Here is a 20,428-nt window from a genome sequence, read left to right as displayed (position 1 = left end):
AGCAATTTAAAAAATATAAGCCATTAAAATAAAACAACAAATGAATAAAACGTCATGAAGACACTGAAACAATTTTTCTATTTAGTAAAACCTTTTTGGGGGCAGCGTGCTGCCCTTTTGTGCTGGATACTGCTGTTTGCCTCACTCGGGCTCACGTTGTCCTCGGTTTGGTTCAACGTCAAAATGAACATGTGGAATGGGGATTTTTATAACGCCCTACAAAAACTCGACGGCCAAGCGCTGTATGGCTTATTGCAATACTTTGTGATTTTAGTCAGCGGGCTAATTTTTGTCGTTGTTATGGGTAATTACCTAAAACAAATGCTGATTATCCGCTGGCGCAAAGGCATGACGGAGCAAGTACTTAGCCGTTGGTTATCCCCAAATAGCAAACATTACCTATTAAGGCTGACATCACAAGAGCCAGATAACCCAGACCAACGTATTGCCGAAGATATTCGTTTACTGATTGAATCGACATTAAATTTAGTGGTGACATTCCTCCACTCAATGTTAACTCTGATTTCATTTGCGGCCATCCTTTGGACACTTTCCGGTAGCCTGTTGTTTAATTTTGCCGATAGCGACTGGACCATACCCGGCTATATGTTCTGGGCCTGTATCATTTACACCTTGATTGGTATCGCCCTCACCCAATGGATAGGTTTTCCACTACGTCGCTTGCATATGGATAAACAGCGCCGCGAAGCGGATTACCGTAGCTCATTAATTAATTGCCGCCAACACGGTGATGCCATCGCAGGGCAGCGTGGTGAAACTCAAGATAGAAAAGAACTGATGGGGCGCTTTGGTGAAATTATTAGCAACTGGAACCGCTTGATCCGTTGTGAGCGGAACCTCTCTTTCTACACAGTGGGTTACCAACAAGTTACCGCCTTAGCGCCTGTATTACTCGCATTACCTAAATTCCTTGCGGGTGAAATCATGTTGGGTGGCTTAATGCAATTGCGCCAAGCCTTTACCAGTGTTGCCACTTCACTCGGCTGGTTTATTTTTGCCTATAAAGAAATCGCCGCATGGCAAGCCACAGTTTCCCGTTTATACAACTTTGTGGTTTTATTGGAAAACGATAACAAAGCGGTGGTTACTATCGACGAAAAATCGCCACCTCTGATCGCTAAATTATCCGTTTCTACCGCAGACAACCGCTGCTTAATTAATTCCGTGAATATAACCGCCAAACAAGGCGAATTAACCTTGATTCGTGGCCGTTCTGGTGTTGGTAAGTCCACCTTATTACGCACGCTAAGTGGGCATTGGCCTTTCTTCAACGGCACTATCAGCCGAACAGAAAAAGTTATGTGGATCCCACAACGCCTCTATTTACCAATTAGTCGGCTTGATAGCTTATTGGCTTATCCCAAAGCGACATCCCAATTTAGTCAGCAAGATTTTCAATATGCATTGATGTTAGTCGGGTTAGAAAAGCTGCATCACCAACTCGCACTCGAAACCGATTGGAACAACCGCCTATCTGGTGGAGAACAGCAGCGCATTATGTTTGCGCGTTTATTGCTCAACCGACCAAAACTACTGTTATTGGATGAAACCACCTCTGCCCTTGATGAAAACAGCGCATTAGAACTCCTCGCTCTATTGAAAGCTGAGTTACATGACAGTGCCATTATTTTGGTTAGCCATCAGAGCTTCGTTGCTCAATTTGCGGAACAACAAATATTGCTCGTTGAACCTGCGAGTGAAAAATCCTTAAATACAGGAACACCTGAATATGCTTCGTAAAATTACCTTCGCCACACTGGTAAGCATTCTGCTCGGTGGCTGCGCAGGCAGCACATCTGTGAGCCAAAATTCAACCTCACTGTTGCCCGTACGCGGTGACCTGCAACACTATCAACTCGAAAATGGACTGCAAGTTTACCTTCTACAACGCAATCAACCTGGAGTTGAACTGCGTTTGTTGGTCAGTAGCGGTTCATTGCAAGAAAATGAACAGCAACTTGGTCTCGCGCACTTTACTGAACATATGGCGTTTAAAGGCACCAAACATTTTCCGGGAACCACGGGGTTCAAACAGCTTGAACACCAAGGGCTTAAACTCGGTAGCCATGTTAATGCGATCACCAGTTTAAATTCCACACTATATAAATTATCACTCCCTGAAGCCACGACAGCACAAGTCGCCACGGGCTTACAAGTGATGGCTGATTGGGCATCAAATATGACATTTGACCAAGACGCCTTTGAAAAAGAGCGTCCTGTCATTGTTGAAGAGTGGCGCTTACGCCAAGGGATGGGCTATCGCATCAACGATAGTTTAGAAAAATTACGCTACCACGGTAGCCGATACGTCGATCGCAACCCAATTGGTTCATTAGATGTGGTACGCAATGCCCCGATTGAGCAAGCGAAAAGCTATTACCAAACATGGTATCAACCTCAGCGAATGTCACTATTAATTATTGGTGATTTCAATAGTTCATCAGTACGCAATCAGGTTGATAATTTATTTGCGCTCCCTAAACCCGAAAAAGTGGCAGAAGATAACCCGCAATGGAAACAATTTGCCCACTCAACCAATATGTTAGTGCAAGGCGTGTTTGATAAAGAGCAAGGGGCGCGTTATGTGCAATTTGCCTTACAAAAGGATGTTAGCGCACCGCTAAATACGCGCTTAGGGCAGTCCGAAGATTTACTCGATAACCTCTGGTTAGCCATTTTAAACCAGCGTTTCTCCGTCATGGTGGATAACGGTATTTTGCCGTCGATTAGCATCAATGAACAAGGGGCAATGTTAGATAATCAGCGCTTACAACAGTTGATGATCATCCACCCGAAAGGCAATGATTACCAAGGTGCGACTGAGATTTTATTTACAGAGCTACAACGCCTTGCTACTGAACCGGTTACCCAAGAAGAACTTGATTCTGCAAAGCAAGCCATGCTGAAAAAATTTAGCCTGCAAGCCGCTTCAGAACAACGTTATAGCAATGAATATTTAGCGGGGCAACTCACTACGGCACTTGAATACGACATGCCGATGTGGAATAAGCGCCAGCAGTTAGATAATAGCTACCAGTTGATAAAATCTGTCAAACCGCAGGATTTACAACAACATGTCGCTAAATTCCTACAAACCGCCTCCCCACGTTTAGCATTAATTGGACCGGATACAGATGCCGCGACAATGGATAAGTCCGCATTTAATCAACAATGGCTTAAAATACGCCAAAGTACACCAGGGCCATTTACGCTGCGCTCCAAAGCAATTCAACTACAACTACCTCAAGTTCCCAAAGGGGATATTGTTGAGCAATCTAAGCTACCGGTTGAAAAAACAGATCGTTGGACATTAAGCAATGGTATTCAGGTCATTGTTAAAACAGATAAAAATCTGAAAGATGATATTCAATTTAACTTGCAATTACCCGGTGGTCGCTCGTTAGAAACGCAACAAACGGCAGGTTTAACCGATTGGGCATTGAAACTTCCTGAAAGCAGCGGTTATGGGAATTACAGCGCTCGTGATCTGGCTTTACTGGCAAAACAAAATCAAATTAGCGTTCGCCCATACAGTGAATTACTCACGCATGGTTTTCGGGGAAAAGCCCCTGTCGATAACCTCGAAACGGCTCTACAACTACTCAACTTGAAGCTAACAGCGCCTCAATTTAGTGGCGAAAAGTTAGAGCAACAAAAACAATCTTTTGCTTTAAACTTATCCAAAACTCCCGTAGAGCGCACGTTCCTTGATAATATCAATAAAGAAAGCTATACCCATGGTGAATTTTTAGTGATCAATCCACAGGGTAGCTGGCAACAATTTACTGCTCAACAGTTGCAGCAAGCCAACCGCCAATTACTCACGTCAACAGCAGATATGACACTGGTCATTACAGGTGCAATGAATAGCCGTGAGCTAAAACCGCTGTTAGAGCAATGGGTTGCATCACTGCCGCAAAGTAATCAAAAACTGGTATCTCGTGACCAAGGGATCATACCAAAAATGGCCAGCTTTAATAAAACATATCCCATCAGTAGCAGTGATAAAAGCATGGTCAGCATTCAATTCGCCTCACCCGCCGTATGGAGCCAACAAGATAGCTTAGCAATTCAACTTATTGATACCATTGTGAGCCAACGTCTGCGCGGCGAATTACGTGAAAAAGCCAGCGGGATCTATGCATTAGGTTTTTCACAGATGTTAGCAAAAAAACCGCAACCTTATTACCTCGCTCGCTTGAATTTCACCACGTCACCTGAGCGCGCTGAAGAAATGACGCAAATCGCCCAAAAAACGATTGGGCAAATTCGTCAAACAGGTGTGAGTGAAAAAGAGTTAACTGAAGCAAAAAATATTTGGCTCACTGAAAATTCACAAGTGACGGATAGCTCAAGCTATTGGACCGAAGCTTTGGCACAGATTGCTGCAGATGATGGGCAATATCAGCGTTTAAATCAAGAACAAGATATTATTCGGCAACTCACGGTTGAGGATATTAACCGCTTGGCTCGTCAGTATTTAGGGCAGAATTCAAAAGTGTTTATGATGACGCCTTAATTACTAAATCAAGGTTAGAAAGCCAACAATATATTGTTGGCTTTTCTATCCCGAACTATCATTATTGCTATTCAAAAACGAAAAAATTTTTTCATCTCTAAATAAACTTCTTTTGCTTTTTTTATAAAGAAAAATAATTTCCATTCAATAGCATTTAATAATCGCTCCCGTAAGCTTTTAGGTTTCATTTTGATATCATCGAATATATGGATAGGCTTGACTATTTCAGTATCTATTTTTATATAATCAGCAAGATTACTCTCAATTCTACCTAACGTTGCCTGTGATAAGATATCAAATCCATATTCGAATAGGGAATTTAGTTTTTTAATAAATATCTCTGGTTTCTCATTTTCCTTCAATTTTAAAATATTATCTTTAAAGTGAATAAATAGTTCATCGGGAACATCCTTTAATCTACTCATTTTAGAAATGGTTTTAGTTAATTCCTTATATAACTCATCAGCAACATCAATCGGTTCTGGTGTTGTTATAGTTGCTTGTGATGGTAGCGGAGGAAAAGATTCTAAATTAGTACATTGCGTATCTTTAGCTATCCCCATTGGTTCTTCTAAATAGTTAACAATAAATTTATTTGTAACATATTCTTTATCTAAAAAAAGCTCATAAAAATCATAAAGTTTAATAACAATGTCATCCGATGATTTCGTTTTTTTCATTTCGCTAATTATTTCTTTAATTAAATCAACATCTCTCTCATCTACTTTATTATTTTTCAATAAGCTATAGAAGCTTTTTTCCATTTCATTTGGAATGGCAATCGCTTCCATTAATGGTGGCCATTCCGGCTTCTCAATGACTCTTATTCTATATTCGTTTCTTTCAAGTCCAACTTGGGGTAGATTACTACCTTTCAATACACCGTGAAGAGGGGCCTCTGCATATTTAATCTCATCAATATTATTTTTATTCTTTCCTCTTAGATTTATAGGCGATAACGTTCGAGTCTGCTTAATATTTTTTATTTGCTTAGTAACATATTTTTTAATTTTTTTTGGGGCATTTTTTATATGCTCCTTGCTCGCTGTTAAGTTAACTAAAATGTTTTTCCTACCCATTGATTCAAGCATAATAATTCCTCTGAATAAATTACTGAACGCTATATAGCCAAAATCGTATATCTATTTATTATGTTGTGATATCAGATAGCGATTTTGTCTATTTTTAGTCACTCAATTTGTAATGCCTTTCATGACGTTGATGACTATCGATTGACAGGTCATCGTTTTAATGTGATTAATATTCTTATAATAAATAACGATAAAGAGACTCGATGTGAACAACGTAACCATCCGCAGAGCAACACTGGACGATGTGTCTGCAATCACCCAAATGCACGCTGACTATTCCGCGTATGCGAATACTTTACAACTGCCATACCCAACAACAAATACGTGGGAAGCTCGCCTAAGTGCTAATGACCCGCTAGTCACACAGTTTGTGGCCACTATTGATGATGTCGTTGTCGGGTTACTCGTTATCCATCAACCCAGCCAAATACGCCGTCGCCATGTTGCGACTTTCGGTATTACCGTCAGTGAAGCCCACCAAGGCAAAGGTATTGGCTCACAACTGATGCAAGTGATGGTGGATTACTGTGACAACTGGCTGAATGTCCATCGCATAGAACTAGAAGTATTCGCCGCAAATGGTAGTGGCGTCGGGCTGTATGAAAAGTTTGGTTTTGAACTAGAAGGCCGCATGAAAGATTATGCATTTCGTGATGGGCAATATGTTGATGCGGTGATGATGAGTAGGATCAAAAAATAGCGATAAAAAAATGCCACACAATAGGTGGCATTTTAGCGCATCATGAAAACGTCTAACGACTATTTGTCGCCTAACAGCACGGAGTCCAGTGCAATTTCAATCATCTCATTAAACGTGGTTTGACGTTCTTCTGACGTTGTTTGTTCGCCAGTTTTGATGTGGTCAGAAACGGTACAAATCGTTAATGCACGTGCACCAAACTCAGCGGCAACACCATAAATACCCGCAGCTTCCATTTCAACACCTAGGATGCCGTATTTTTCCATCACTTTGAACATATCAGGATCTGGTGAGTAAAATAGGTCTGCTGAGAACAAGTTACCCACACGCACATTCACGTTTCTTGCTTTTGCCGCTTCAACCGCATTATGGACTAAGTCATAGTCTGCAATCGCTGCAAAATCATTTTCTTTAAAACGTTGACGGTTAACACGTGAATCAGTACAAGCACCCATACCAATCACAACATCACGCAATTTGACGTCATCCATTACTGCGCCACATGAACCCACACGAATAATCACTTTTACACCAAAATCAGTGATCAGTTCTTTCGCATAAATGGAGCATGAAGGGATCCCCATACCGTGACCCATAACAGAAATTTTACGACCTTTATAAGTCCCTGTAAAACCTAACATGCCACGCACATTATTGACTTGGCGAACATCCTGAAGGAAGGTTTCAGCGATGTATTTTGCACGTAATGGGTCGCCTGGCATCAGAACGACATCAGCGAAATCACCCATTTCTGCATTAATATGTGGAGTTGCCATGATTATTTCCCTTTAAATGATTAAATTTTTTTAAATGAATAAGGTGGTTCCCCACCTTATTCTTAAAAAAGATGACGGCAAAGCCTTGCCCATTACCTTTAACTGCGCACAATTACCCTAAATAATTTGAGTTGTCGCTAGGCGGCAAAGAAAATCATCCCTATGAGCATACATAAGTATGTGATTAGGAGGATTTTATGCAGCCAACACCGCGACAGCTCAAAGAATGACGGCAAAGCCTTGCCCATTACCTTTAACTGCGCACAATTACCCTAAATAATTTGAGTTGTCGCTAGGCGACAAAGAAAATCATCCCTATGAGCATACATAAGTATGTGATTAGGGGGATTTTATGCAGCCAACACCGCGACAGCTCAAAGAATGACGGGTAATGGGTGTTAGAGCATTGGTTTACCATACTCCATCGGCGACAAATCAAAGTACTTAGCGACTGTCTGCCCAATGTCCGCGAACGTTTCACGGTGACCTAATGAGCCAGGTTTAACTTTTGGTCCATAAATCAGTACTGGGATGTGCTCACGGGTATGGTCTGTACCTGGCCAAGTTGGGTCACAACCGTGGTCAGCGGTTAAAATCAGAATGTCATCTTCTTTAACTAATTTCATTAGTTCAGGTAAACGACGGTCGAACAATTCTAATGCTGCGGCATAACCAGCCACATCACGGCGGTGGCCGTATGCTGAGTCAAAGTCCACAAAGTTAGTGAAAACGATGGTGTTATCACCCGCCAGTTTCATTTCTTCTACCGTTGCATCGAACAGTGCATCAATACCTGTGGCTTTAATTTTCTTAGTGATACCAACATGAGCGTAAATATCAGCAATTTTACCGATAGAAACCACTTCACCTTGTTTTTCATCAACTAATTTTTTCAATACTGTTGGTGCTGGTGGCTCTACCGCTAAGTCATGACGGTTACCTGTACGTGTGAAGTTACCGGCTTTATCACCAACAAATGGACGCGCGATAACACGGCCAATGTTATAACCACCTTTGGTTAACTCTTCACGTGCGATTTCGCACAGCTCATACAGTTTATCTAAGCCATAAGTTTCTTCGTGGCACGCAATTTGGAATACGGAGTCAGCAGAGGTATAGAAAATCGGTTTACCGGTTTTCATGTGCTCTTCACCCAGTTGATCGAGGATAACTGTACCGGATGAATGGCAGTTACCTAAATAGCCCGGCAAGTTTGCTTTCTCGACTAAAGTATCCAGCAGCTCTTGTGGGAAGCTGTTTTCTTCATTAGAGAAATAACCCCAATCAAATAGCACAGGTACACCCGCAATTTCCCAGTGACCTGACGGGGTATCTTTACCCGAAGAAATTTCGCTCGCATAAGCGTATGCGCCAATAATTTCTGCATTAGGATCAAGGCCTGCAGGGAATGAACCGCTTGATTCTTCTCCTGCTTTACCTAAACCTAATTTTGTTAAATTCGGTAAATGCAGAGGCCCTTTACGACCAATATCCGCTTCGCCACGTGCGCAAGCATCTGCAATGTGACCCAGTGTGTTTGAGCCTTCATCACCAAATTTATGTGCATCGTGTGCAGCACCGATCCCAAAGGAATCCAAAACCATAATAAATGTGCGTTTCATATTTTTCTCCTGCGGTATTTTTAAATACGATATACCACTAAAATCTTGTGTATTACTCGCTGATTTGGCGATAAACCATTGGTGTAGCTTCAGGTGCTTTATCACCAATCACCATCGCTTCACGCACTTCCTTCGCGGCTTCTTCCCACGCTTTTTCACTATTTGCATGGATAATTGCCAGTGGCGTTTGGGTATCCACTTTGGCACCTAACGCAGCGATATCACTCAAACCAACACTATAATCAATTGGGTCTGTCGCTTTACGACGACCACCACCTAAAGTCACGACAGACATTCCCAGCGCACGTGTATCCATTTGCGTGATAATGCCGTCTTTTGGTGCATAAACCGCTTTGCTCAGCACTGCAGTCGGCAGGTATTTGTTGTAATTTTCAACAAAATCAGCTGGCCCTTTTTGCGCTGCAACCATACGGCCAAACACTTCTGCCGCTTTACCATTGTCTAATACTGCCTGTAATTTTTGACGTGCTTCTTCGCGGTTTGCGGCTAATGAGCCAGACACTAACATTTCTACGCATAGCGCCATGGTGACTTCATAAAGACGTGGATTACGGTATTCACCTGTCAAAAATTGTACAGCTTCACGCACTTCAACGGCGTTACCGGCACTGGATGCCAGTACTTCATTCATATCAGTTAATAATGCGGTGGTTTTACACCCTGCGCCATTCGCGACTTTAACAATAGACTCAGCTAGCTGTTCTGACTTCTCATAAGTTGGCATAAATGCACCTGAGCCAACTTTAACGTCCATCACCAGAGCATCAAGGCCTTCTGCCAATTTTTTACCTAAGATTGAAGCCGTAATTAGCGGAATAGAATCTACTGTCGCAGTGATATCACGGGTCGCATAAAAACGTTTATCTGCAGGTGCTAATGAATTGGTTTGCCCAATAATTGCTACCCCGACATCTTTGATAATGTCACGGAAACGCGCATCATCTGGGAAAATATCGAAATTAGGGATCGCTTCGAGTTTATCTAATGTGCCACCGGTGTGGCCTAAACCACGGCCTGAGATCATCGGTACATAGCCACCACACGCTGCGACCATTGGGCCGAGCATTAATGAAGTGACATCACCCACACCACCAGTTGAATGTTTATCAACTAATGGGCCATTGAGATTGAGTGATTTCCAGTTCAGCACCGTTCCTGAATCACGCATAGCTAGCGTTAATGCAACACGCTCAGGCATGGTCATATCATTAAAATAGATAGTCATTGCCAATGCAGCAATTTGACCTTCTGAAACTGAGTTATCGCGAACACCATTGATAAAGAAACGAATCTCTTCTTCGCTTAATGGCTTACCATCACGTTTTTTACGGATAATTTCTTGTGCCAGAAACACAATATGCTCCTTTAAAGTCGAATTTATCGGCTAACAATATTGCGAAAATTAATAGCTACTGCTTGATTTTTTAACGTCAAAACCCAGCGTATTTAATAAATTTGCTAATAAACTAGAAGCACCAAAACGGAAATGACGGCTATCTGCCCAATTATCACCTAAAATTCGACCTGCTAACGCTAAATATTCTGCCGCTTCTTCTGCGGTACGTACGCCACCAGCAGGTTTAAAACCAACAGTTTTTTCCACACCCATATCATGAATGACTTGCATCATGATTTCTGCGCTTTCTAATGTTGCATTAACAGGCACTTTACCTGTTGAGGTTTTAATAAAATCAGCACCCGCTTTAATGGAAATTTCAGAAGCTTTACGGATTAATGCCGCATCTTTTAACTCACCGGTTTCAATGATCACTTTCAACAGCACATTGGCTGCCGCGCAAGCGTCTTTACAGGCTTTCACTAAGTCAAAACCAATTTGCTCATTACCGGCAATCAATGCGCGATAAGGGAATACCACGTCAACTTCATCCGCACCGTAAGCAATCGCCGCTTTAGTTTCAGCTAATGCGATATCAATATCATCGTTACCGTGAGGGAAATTTGTGACCGTTGCAATACGTACATCTGGAGTGCCTTGTTCACGTAATGTTTTACGTGCAATTGGAATAAAACGAGGGTAAATACAGATTGCTGCTGTATTGCCTGCAGGGCTTTTCGCCTGATGGCACAGTGCGATGACTTTCGCATCAGTATCGTCATCATTTAAAGTGGTTAAATCCATAAGGGACAGCGCGCGTTGTGCGGCCGCTTTTAAATCAGTCATATAACTCTCCAACGTTGTTAATTCTTCAGAACGACACGTTCTTTGTTGGCGAGCGGGCTTGGTTCCTTAAAGATGCTAGTCGGATGCTTTCCGAACTGAGCAGCTGAGATCCTTCTCACCGCATCATGCCCTAGAGTCCTAGACTCTGAGAACTAGCAGTTCCATAGCAGCTTACTAATGCCTATTTGACCATGGAATGATGCCATTTTATGTGCTACAAATCACATTAATCGACTGAATGTTACATTATTAAAATAAAAAATGTGATCACAATCTAATTATAACATCTCTCGCCATCCATTTTTCTCTCAAATGGCTTTTCAATATATTCTTCATCATTAATTGACTAAGTTAAGAATAGTTGAAAATTTACGATTGATATAAAAAGTCACAAAAGAATATAGCGAATCAAAATGAAAACGGAAGGACTATTGCCCTTCCGATTGACTTATTTGAGTTTGAGATGATATTAATCTTACCACCAAATACATAAACTAAATGACTGCTGCTGCGCCTAATGTCAAGAAAAAGCCAGCAATCGTTGCACTCATTAAGTTAGACAGGGTACCGGCCATAACCGCTTTCATACCTAAACGAGCAACATCACCACGGCGATTTGGCGCCATTCCGCCTAAGCCACCGAGTAAGATAGCGACGGATGAAAGGTTAGCAAAACCACATAATGCAAACGAAATAATCGCTTTAGTATGGTCAGAAAGTACTTGTTTACCTGCCGCCAGAACTTCTGCATCCGCTTTCATGTATTCACCAAAATTCATGAATGCAACAAACTCATTCACGACAATTTTTTGGCCGATGAAAGAACCGGCAATTGTCGCTTCACTCCACGGCACACCAATTAAGTATGCGATTGGGGCAAATAACCAACCTAACAATAATTCAAGTGATAATTGTGGATAATCAAACCAGCCACCAATGCCACCTAAGATACCATTGATCAATGCAATCAAAGCGATAAACGCCAATAACATTGCACCCACATTCAGTGCCAGTTGCATCCCTGATGATGCCCCAGAAGCGGCCGCATCAATGATATTAGCAGGGCGTTCATCTTCAGCGACTAAATCTGTCGCATCAACCCTATCTTTTACATCTTCTGTTTCTGGAACCATCAGTTTGGCGAATAACAAACCACCTGGAGCGGCCATAAAGGAGGCCGCAATCAGGTATTCCATCGGTACACCCATTTGTGCATAGCCCGCCAAAACTGAACCCGCGACAGAAGCTAAACCACCACACATAATGGCAAATAACTCTGATGTCGTCATTGTTGCAATATAAGGACGAACAACCAATGGCGCTTCCGTTTGCCCAACGAAGATATTTGCTGTCGCAGATAACGATTCTGTTCTTGAGGTTCCCAATATTTTTTGCAGGCCACCACCAAGTACTTTAATCACTAACTGCATGATCCCTAAGTAGTAAAGGACAGCAATCAATGAAGAGAAGAAAACAATGATTGGCAAAACGCGGAAAGCAAAAATAAAACCACCGCCGCCAAACAGTTCAAACATTTTATCGGAAACCAAACCGCCAAAGATGAAGCTCATCCCATCTTGACCATATCCAATAACTTTAGAAACCGCGTCAGACATCCCTTGGAGCACACTACGCCCCGCAGGAACATAAAGAACAAATGCACCAATGGCTAATTGAATTAAAAATGCGCCGCCAACTGTGCGTAGCCTAATTGCTCGGCGATTGCTGGAAAATAGAATAGCTATCGCGATAAGTACCGCCATTCCGATAATACTCATAATGAGCTGCATGGAAGGATCCCTGTTCACTTTATTTTAGGTTGATATATAAGGAAACGTGTAAGTCGCCTTGACTCTTAGTTTAATGATTATACCTAGTCATCACCAATAACCCGCAACACTCATCACAAATACATACTGCAATAAACAACAAAAATTCAAGTAATGTGATAAAAATCACAAAATCAACTCAGTTTAGTCTGGAAAGACACTAAAATCCCAATTAGCCACAATAAAAACTAAATAGATTTAAATAGCTAATTAATGAAATTATATAAATATTATTTATGATTATGTATACGGTTTTACTGAGGAAGATTAAATAACGACAAACTATTGTTGTAAAGTTGTTGGGCTATTTCTGCAGGGGATTCGTGGCGAAGCTCACATAATGAACGAAAAACCCACTCAATACGCTCAGGTCGATTTGGCTCGCCTTGGAAACCTGAAACAGGCATATCGGGGGCATCCGTTTCGAATAATAATGAAGTCAAAGGAAGTTCTGACATCACATAGCGAGTTTTATTCGCTCTTTCATAGGTAATTGTCCCACCCACACCAATATAATAACCCAGCTTAACAAAGGCTTGCGCTTGAGATAGGCTACCAGCAAAGCCATGTACGACTCCACGAGCAGGAACATCAAAACGACGCAACATCGCCGCTAATGGGTCATGACTTTTACGTGAATGCAAAATAACTGGTAAATCAAACTGTTTCGCTAGCTTTAATTGGGCGGACAATACCACTTGCTGGCGTTCAAACTGAGGGTTTTGCATATAGAGGTCGAGCCCTATTTCCCCTATCGCCACACACTTTTTATTTTTTTGGTTAAGATAATCAACCAAAATATCAATGTGTTGCTCTTGAAACTGGCTCAAATATAACGGATGAAACCCCATAGCAGCATGCAACTGCGAATACCGCTGTGCCAGTTGCCAAACTCGTGCAAAATTATCCACACTCACGGTAGGAATAACAATATCACTCACGCCACTTTGTCGAGCAAGCTGCAAACTTTCAGCGAAGGAATCACTAAAAGGAGGGAAATCAAAATGGCAATGGGTATCGATAAATTGATGTTTAGCCATCACGGTTTTCATTTGCTGATATTGCGGCCAAAGGCATTGACGTGACAGGCTCTGCCACCAATTCCGGAATGAGTTCGTTCGGTACTTGTGGCTCAAGCTGAATATCTAATGGGTTAGACTCAATTTTTTGTGCCAAGGTATGGCTAAAGCGATTTGTGTTGTGCTCAAAGGCATTACCCAGTGCAGCAATAAAATAACGACCACACCGGCGCCCCGTATGGTAATCTTGATTAAGCGAAGACACCTTACTACCCAGTGCACTGCTTTTCAGTGGAACAGGTGGATAAATCTCAAAGACCTGTACATCTTTTGGTGGGTTTTCAATAAATTCTTGTGTTCTACGGTAGCTTTTCAGATGAACTTTCAGCATCGCAGCCATACGTTGTAGGCCATTCTTATCCCCTTCCAGCCACCGAGTCATTCTTTTCACCCATTCAGGGGTAAAATACATTTGGGAAGGCACGGTACGGATCACCACAATAGTCTCTGCACCGCGGCGGTATGCCTCTTCAACTGGGATAGCTGCACTAATGCCACCATCTTGGTAAAGCGTGCCATCAAATTCGACACCTGCCCGGTAAAAGCCAGGGATAGCGCTGGATGCGCGAATAATATCGAGCCAATTGTCAGCGTCAGGTTTTAGAAAAGCGGCTGAAAAATCATCACTGCGGCTTGCACCCATATAAAATTCACGACCTGAATTTAATAAATCGAGCCCTGCTTGTATACGTAATGGGAATTCTTTTGCTGTGGTGTCGACGAGCCAATCTAAATCAATCAGATGGCCTCCACGGATAAAGCGTAGTGGATTAAAAAATGCCGAATTGGTCGTATAGCGAGTGATCACACGGCGCGCATAACCCGCTTGCCCACAAATATACGCAGAAAGATTTTGAGCCCCTGCTGAAGTACCTATCATCAGATCAAAAGGGTTGAAGTCAGAAATAAGAAACTCATCCAGTACACCCGCTGTAAAAATCCCTCGTTGGCCGCCACCTTCACAAATCAGGGCAGTTTTACCCGAGTTGATATTATCAAAGAATGCTAGCGGCTCAATCGTGCCGAGTGTAACTGAAACGTGTTTTCCCATAATGCCTCTGAATAGCAGAAGTTCATTTTAAATAGCTCAAAAGCAGAATGAGCTTCCTTTTGAAAGCCCATTCTATCGAGATTGTACAATAAATACTCAGCAATATGAGCTATTGAGACATTTATTTATAGATTAGTTAGCAATCACTAAACCATTTTGTACTGATTTCACCCCGTTAACTTGGGATGCAACTTGGGTAATTTTATCCATCTGATCGGCTGATTTTACGAAACCGGATAAGTAAACAACACCATTGACGGTTTTGACTGATACACTGTTACTCGAAATGCCTTTCGTACCCAGTAATTTTCCTTTTACATCCGCAGTAATCGCTGAGTCATCAATGTACTCACCGGTATTTTTAGCGCCACTCGAAATGGCATTCCCAGTGTCTTTACCGGCCATTTCCACTGTCTTAGATGCACTGTCCCACGTTTCTGAAGCTTGTTTTTTCAAAGCACTATCCGATGATGAGCTACAAGCTGCTAGCGTCCAGCTCAACCCAATAACTCCTAACACGCTCAATAGTTTTGCTTTTTTCATAAAAACCTTCCTTTCACTGCAATGGACAACGAATAATATAGCCTAAGTAAAAAAATATAAAAAATAAAGAGAAAGGTAATAAAGACAGAATATTCTTGATGATAAGCACCAAAAAACAGAAAAAGAAGCTTTAAATGAAGTTCGAAATAAGATGACCCACTGACTATTGTTAGCCGTGGGCCATCAACGCAATTAGTGTTCGCGTGTTTTGCGGAATTTAACGTCAGGGTAACGTTCACTGGTGAGGTTAAGATTCACCATAGTCGGTGCGATATAAGATAAGTTATCGCCACCATCAAGGGCTAAGTTTTGCTCATTTTTGCGTTTAAACTCTTCGAATTTCTTCGCATCATCACACTCAACCCAACGCGCAGTAGAAACGTTAACGGCTTCATAGATAGCTTCAACGTTATATTCGCTTTTCAAACGCGAAACTACCACGTCAAACTGCAGCACCCCTACCGCACCAACAATTAAATCATTGTTAGTTAACGGGCGGAAAACCTGTACCGCCCCCTCTTCAGATAACTGAACGAGGCCTTTTAACAGTTGTTTTTGCTTTAATGGGTCACGTAAACGAATACGGCGGAATAATTCAGGGGCAAAGTTAGGAATCCCCGTAAACTTGAGTTCTTCACCTTGCGTGAAGGTATCACCGATTTGAATCGTGCCATGGTTGTGTAACCCAATGATATCCCCTGCATAGGCGTTTTCGACCTGAGAGCGATCCCCCGCCATAAAGGTTAAAGCATCAGAAATAACCACATCTTTTTTGATACGCACTTGGCGTAGTTTCATGCCTTTTTCATAAGTACCTGAAACAATACGCATAAATGCAACGCGGTCACGGTGTTTCGGGTCCATATTCGCTTGAATTTTAAATACGAAACCGGTGAATTTTTCTTCTGTCGCATTCACTTGGCGTAAATCTGTTTGGCGTGGCTGCGGCTGTGGAGCCCATTCAACTAAGCCATCTAACATATGGTCAACACCAAAGTTACCTAATGCAGTGCCGAAAAAGACAGGGGTTAATTCACCCTGCAAAAATGCATCATGGTCAAATTCATGGGATGCCCCTTGAACCAATTCCAGCTCATCGCGTAACTGCGCGGCTAGTTCCTCACCAACAGCGGCATCGAGATCGGGGTTGTTTAACCCTTTAATTATACGGACTTCTTGAATCGTATGCCCTTGGCCTGTTTGGTATAGGATTGTTTCATCACGTAATAAATGATAAACACCCTTGAATAATTTACCGCAACCGATAGGCCATGTGATTGGACAACAAGCAATTTTCAGCTCATTTTCCACTTCATCCATTAATTCCATTGGATCACGAATATCACGGTCCAATTTATTCATGAAAGTTAAGATTGGAGTATCACGTAGACGGGTAACTTCCATCAGCTTACGTGTCCGGTCTTCAACCCCTTTACCGGAGTCAATCACCATCAAGCAGCAGTCAACCGCCGTTAATGTACGGTAAGTATCTTCGGAGAAGTCTTCGTGCCCTGGGGTATCCAGTAAGTTAACAAGACAATCATTATAAGGAAACTGCATGACAGAGGTAGTAATCGAAATACCACGCTGCTTTTCCATTTCCATCCAGTCAGATTTAGCGTGTTGATTAGAGCCACGGCCTTTTACCGTACCTGCACGTTGAATAGCATGCCCGAACAATAACACTTTTTCAGTGATTGTGGTTTTACCCGCATCGGGGTGGGATATGATAGCAAACGTTCTGCGTGTGCTAACTTCATGGAGAAAGTTCTGATCTGTCATTTAACCGTTCTTTTCGTTTATATACAGATTTGTATAAGCATTCGAAGAGGCTCAATGTGGCTCTTGGCGTCGCAAATCCGTCTTGTTAATCAAAATTGGCGGATATTTTCGCAGATCTTGGGGGTATTAACAATCAAAGCATCGAGGAACAGGCAAAACAGTCCCCCGATAGCTCACTAAATTGGCTCAATAAATACCGCCTTTAGGCACTGACTAAACGGGTAATTTCATCCCCTAGCGCCTGTGTACTAGCATTGCCTCCCATATCGCGAGTCAAATGTTGACGTTGTTTAATCGCTGTTTCTACTGCGGACATGATAGAATCATGCATCTCGGGACATCCCAAATGCTGCATCATCATGGCGGCTGCCCAAATCGTACCAATCGGGTTGGCAATATTTTGCCCTGCGATATCAGGTGCTGACCCGTGAACAGGCTCAAACATCGATGGGAATTGTTTTTCTGGGTTAATATTGGCCGATGGCGCAATCGCAATAGTTCCCGTACAAGCAGGCCCTAAATCAGACAAAATATCACCAAACAGGTTTGACCCGACAATCACATCGTAGAACTCTGGCATTCTCACTAAGTTTGCTGCAAAAATATCAATATGGAATTGGTCAACTTTGATATCTGGGTATTGCTTCGCCATTTCGGCTACACGGCTATCCCAATAAGGCATTGAATGAAATAGCCCGTTAGATTTCGTCGCTGAACTTAAATGTTTTTTCTCGCGTGACTGCGCCAAATCAAAAGCATATTTTAAGATACGGTCGGTACCTTTACGGGTAAAAATACTTTGTTGCAATACCATTTCTTCATCCGTACCTTCGTACTGAATACCGCCAATCGCAGAGTATTCCCCTTCAACGTTTTCACGCACGACATAAAAATCAATATCTCCCGGTTTTTTATCTGCTAGTGGGCATTTAATGCCATCAAATAAGCGTACAGGGCGTAAGTTAACATATTGGTTAAAAGCGCGGCGGATGGGTAATAGCAGCCCCCATAATGAAATATGATCAGGAACACCAGGGAACCCTACCGCGCCGAGGAAAATCGCATCAAATTTTTGCAACTGTTCTAAGCCATCTTCAGGCATCATGCGCCCAGTACGGTGATAGGTTTCGCACGACCAATCAAAATGGGTAAAGTTAAGTTTTACATTGTGTTTATTGGCTGCTGCTACTAATACTTTTAATCCTTCAGGGATCACTTCGGTACCAATACCATCACCAGGAATAACCGCTATATTAAATTGTGACATTGTGAAAACCTCTGATAAATGAATTATGTCTGTTTGTTCTCCAGTTTAGGGGTTGCTGTGATAAAGTATAGATATGAAGTGTAATCCTTAGGTTTACAAACTATGAACAAGCTTCCTTCGTTAGAGGATATCCGCGTTTTTGTCACAGTTGCCCGCTTGATGAGTTTCTCTCAAGCGGCTTCACAGCTGTTAGTGTCCCCAGCTTATGTTTCTAAACGCATTAAATTGCTAGAAGAAAATTTAGGACAAACTTTATTTTTTAGGACTGCTCGCTCAATTAAGCTAACTCACGAAGGGCAAATTATTTTACGTAGCAGTGAAGTGATGCTAGCTGAATTGGAACAGATGCAACAGCAACTCAACGCCTGTCGCGGCTCACTGCGTATCAGTTGTAGCACAGGGTTTGGCAGTACTTATATTAACCCGTTTATCCTCACACTACGGGGAAATTATCCTTTATTAGGTATTGATCTCACTTTAACCGATAAGTCTGTCGATATTATTAGTGAAAACATTGATGTTGATATCTGTATTGGCGGTGCAATAGCAGAGCAATTTATTGCAAGGCGAATTGCACAAAACCAACGAATTTTGTGCGCTTCACCAGCCTATTTAGCAAAACACGGCTACCCAAAATATCCACAAGAGTTAGAACAAAAACACTTTTGTATTGCGATTAAAGAGCGCAACCAAGCCCCCGCCGTATGGAAGCTTGAACAACAGCAAGAAAGTATGACGGTCACCCCCAATAGCAAATTAACCGTCAACAATGGTGAAGTCGCTAAACAATGGTGTTTAAGTGGCGAAGGGATCTTATTGCGCTCCCAATGGAGTGTGCAGCCTGAGTTACAGTCTGGCCAATTAGTACGAGTGTTACCGCAATGGCACCAAACCGCAGATGTTTATGCTGTATATTCGAGAAGTCTCCGAACGAGTGCTAATCTTAGAGTCTTTATCGAAAATCTAGAGCAATACCTTGCTACTCACTTATCACATGGTTTTTAGTTAACCCCATAAGTTATAAGGTAAACATGAATTGATGACAGAAACAGAGACATTCAAAGAACGTTTGTTGAAATTGCTAAAACAGAAAAAAATGAGTCAATTAAAAGCAGCTGAAGCCCTTGGGGTTTCCCGAACGGCGGTTAATAAGTGGACAAAAGGCGGTATGATTGATGAAGATAATCTTGAAAAGCTCGCCACGTTATTGGATGCCGACAAAATATGGTTGAAATACGGTGAATATACCAATAACCAAGTTACTGTTAGCAATTCAGGTGTCATGCGCAACATCAACGAAGTTCATCTTCAAGAGTCGGCAGATATCGTGACATGGGAGTGGGACTTATTAACGGGAGAATTGAACTACTCGGACAACGTTGAAGCCGTTTATGGCATTAAAATCACCAGTAATGAAGATTTCTGGGCCTTAATGAGCCATGACTCCAAAGAAAAACTGGTCAATGGATATTCTAAAATTATCCGTGAAGGTGGTGCCCATGAAATGGATTTTAAAATTAACTGGGAAGGCGATTACCGCTGGATCACCTCCCGAGCGACAGGGGTTAAAGGCCCGAATGGCAAAGTGACAAAACTGGTTGGGATCAGCTTAGACAACACAGAACGTAAAAATACCGAACTGCGCCTGCGTAAAATCAAATGCTATTTCGACGTCTTATTGTCCCATTTCAATCATTTAGTCGTATTTACCGATAAAGCAGGTGAAATATTAGCCAGCAACTTACACAACCAATCGACTGAAATAGATTACCTTGAACTACAACGTTTATTGTATCAATTAGTGATCAACCATAAGCCATGGTTAGATGAAGTATTTCGCACTGGGCGGGGGCAAATCGTATTTCAAGATAAGCAAATTACGGCTTATCAACACTTTAATGATGAAAAACAGCCTTTTTTAATGTTTGAATTAAAAGATATTTAA

General features: G+C 42.0%; 16 protein-coding genes. 5 read left to right on the top strand and 11 right to left on the bottom strand.

From position 1 onward, the window contains the following. Positions 1 to 54: 54 nt before the first annotated feature. Complete coding sequence (locus tag ACU696_RS05160) at positions 55 to 1,761, top strand: ABC transporter ATP-binding protein/permease (protein ID WP_164528372.1); 1,707 nt, start codon at positions 55 to 57, stop codon at positions 1,759 to 1,761. Continuing rightward, complete coding sequence (locus ACU696_RS05155) at positions 1,751 to 4,540, top strand: M16 family metallopeptidase (protein ID WP_209102717.1); 2,790 nt, start codon at positions 1,751 to 1,753, stop codon at positions 4,538 to 4,540. Before ACU696_RS05160 ends, ACU696_RS05155 begins: the two co-directional genes overlap by 11 nt. Positions 4,541 to 4,611: 71 nt before the next feature. On the opposite strand, the gene ACU696_RS05150 is transcribed toward ACU696_RS05155, so the two are convergent. Continuing rightward, positions 4,612 to 5,631, bottom strand: coding sequence for a hypothetical protein (locus tag ACU696_RS05150; protein WP_209102715.1), 1,020 nt, complete (start codon positions 5,629 to 5,631; stop codon positions 4,612 to 4,614). A gap of 205 nt (positions 5,632 to 5,836) precedes the next feature. Here ACU696_RS05150 and ACU696_RS05145 point away from each other — a divergent pair, with 205 nt between their 5' ends. Beyond that, positions 5,837 to 6,331, top strand: a complete 495-nt coding sequence (locus ACU696_RS05145; protein ID WP_209102706.1) for a GNAT family N-acetyltransferase — start codon at positions 5,837 to 5,839, stop codon at positions 6,329 to 6,331. 59 nt (positions 6,332 to 6,390) lie between these two features. Here the strand turns inward: ACU696_RS05145 and deoD are convergent, their stop codons facing one another. From deoD to ACU696_RS05095, 10 genes are all read right to left on the bottom strand, one after another. Beyond that, positions 6,391 to 7,107: a purine-nucleoside phosphorylase gene (gene deoD / locus ACU696_RS05140; protein ID WP_004914779.1), complete on the bottom strand. Its 717-nt coding sequence runs from the start codon at positions 7,105 to 7,107 to the stop codon at positions 6,391 to 6,393. Positions 7,108 to 7,505: 398 nt separating this feature from the next. Then, positions 7,506 to 8,729, bottom strand: a complete 1,224-nt coding sequence (gene deoB / locus ACU696_RS05135) for a phosphopentomutase (protein ID WP_004914781.1) — start codon at positions 8,727 to 8,729, stop codon at positions 7,506 to 7,508. 52 nt (positions 8,730 to 8,781) lie between these two features. Continuing rightward, complete coding sequence (gene deoA / locus ACU696_RS05130; RefSeq protein WP_004914783.1) at positions 8,782 to 10,104, bottom strand: thymidine phosphorylase; 1,323 nt, start codon at positions 10,102 to 10,104, stop codon at positions 8,782 to 8,784. A 48-nt stretch (positions 10,105 to 10,152) separates the two neighbouring features. Further along, on the bottom strand, positions 10,153 to 10,932 hold the full coding sequence (gene deoC, locus ACU696_RS05125; protein ID WP_102138938.1) for a deoxyribose-phosphate aldolase: 780 nt from the start codon (positions 10,930 to 10,932) through the stop codon (positions 10,153 to 10,155). Positions 10,933 to 11,426: 494 nt separating this feature from the next. Then, positions 11,427 to 12,710, bottom strand: a complete 1,284-nt coding sequence (locus ACU696_RS05120) for a NupC/NupG family nucleoside CNT transporter (protein WP_181937082.1) — start codon at positions 12,708 to 12,710, stop codon at positions 11,427 to 11,429. 305 nt (positions 12,711 to 13,015) lie between these two features. After that, complete coding sequence (locus tag ACU696_RS05115; RefSeq protein ID WP_226537941.1) at positions 13,016 to 13,801, bottom strand: TatD family hydrolase; 786 nt, start codon at positions 13,799 to 13,801, stop codon at positions 13,016 to 13,018. Continuing rightward, the gene (locus ACU696_RS05110) at positions 13,794 to 14,891 is read right to left on the bottom strand and encodes a patatin-like phospholipase family protein (RefSeq protein ID WP_004914789.1); all 1,098 of its coding nucleotides are present in this window, start codon (positions 14,889 to 14,891) and stop codon (positions 13,794 to 13,796) included. Before ACU696_RS05110 ends, ACU696_RS05115 begins: the two co-directional genes overlap by 8 nt. Positions 14,892 to 15,023: 132 nt before the next feature. After that, positions 15,024 to 15,434 carry a BON domain-containing protein gene (locus tag ACU696_RS05105; RefSeq protein WP_196718583.1) on the bottom strand — a complete coding sequence of 137 codons (411 nt, stop codon included), beginning with the start codon at positions 15,432 to 15,434 and terminating at the stop codon, positions 15,024 to 15,026. Between the two features lie 192 nt (positions 15,435 to 15,626). After that, the gene (gene prfC, locus ACU696_RS05100) at positions 15,627 to 17,216 is read right to left on the bottom strand and encodes a peptide chain release factor 3 (protein ID WP_004914793.1); all 1,590 of its coding nucleotides are present in this window, start codon (positions 17,214 to 17,216) and stop codon (positions 15,627 to 15,629) included. Between the two features lie 202 nt (positions 17,217 to 17,418). Continuing rightward, a complete protein-coding gene (locus tag ACU696_RS05095; protein ID WP_004914795.1) occupies positions 17,419 to 18,483 on the bottom strand; it encodes a tartrate dehydrogenase in 1,065 nt (354 codons plus the stop codon). A gap of 102 nt (positions 18,484 to 18,585) precedes the next feature. Between ACU696_RS05095 and ACU696_RS05090 the strand changes: the two genes are divergently transcribed. Beyond that, complete coding sequence (locus ACU696_RS05090; RefSeq protein ID WP_447343045.1) at positions 18,586 to 19,488, top strand: LysR substrate-binding domain-containing protein; 903 nt, start codon at positions 18,586 to 18,588, stop codon at positions 19,486 to 19,488. Between the two features lie 34 nt (positions 19,489 to 19,522). Beyond that, entirely contained in the window at positions 19,523 to 20,428 is a 906-nt protein-coding gene (locus ACU696_RS05085; RefSeq protein ID WP_196718584.1) for a helix-turn-helix domain-containing protein, read from the top strand.

It is taken from the genome of Providencia sp. PROV_01 (assembly GCF_053098325.1).
This window is presented reverse-complemented; position numbering and strand designations above follow the sequence as displayed.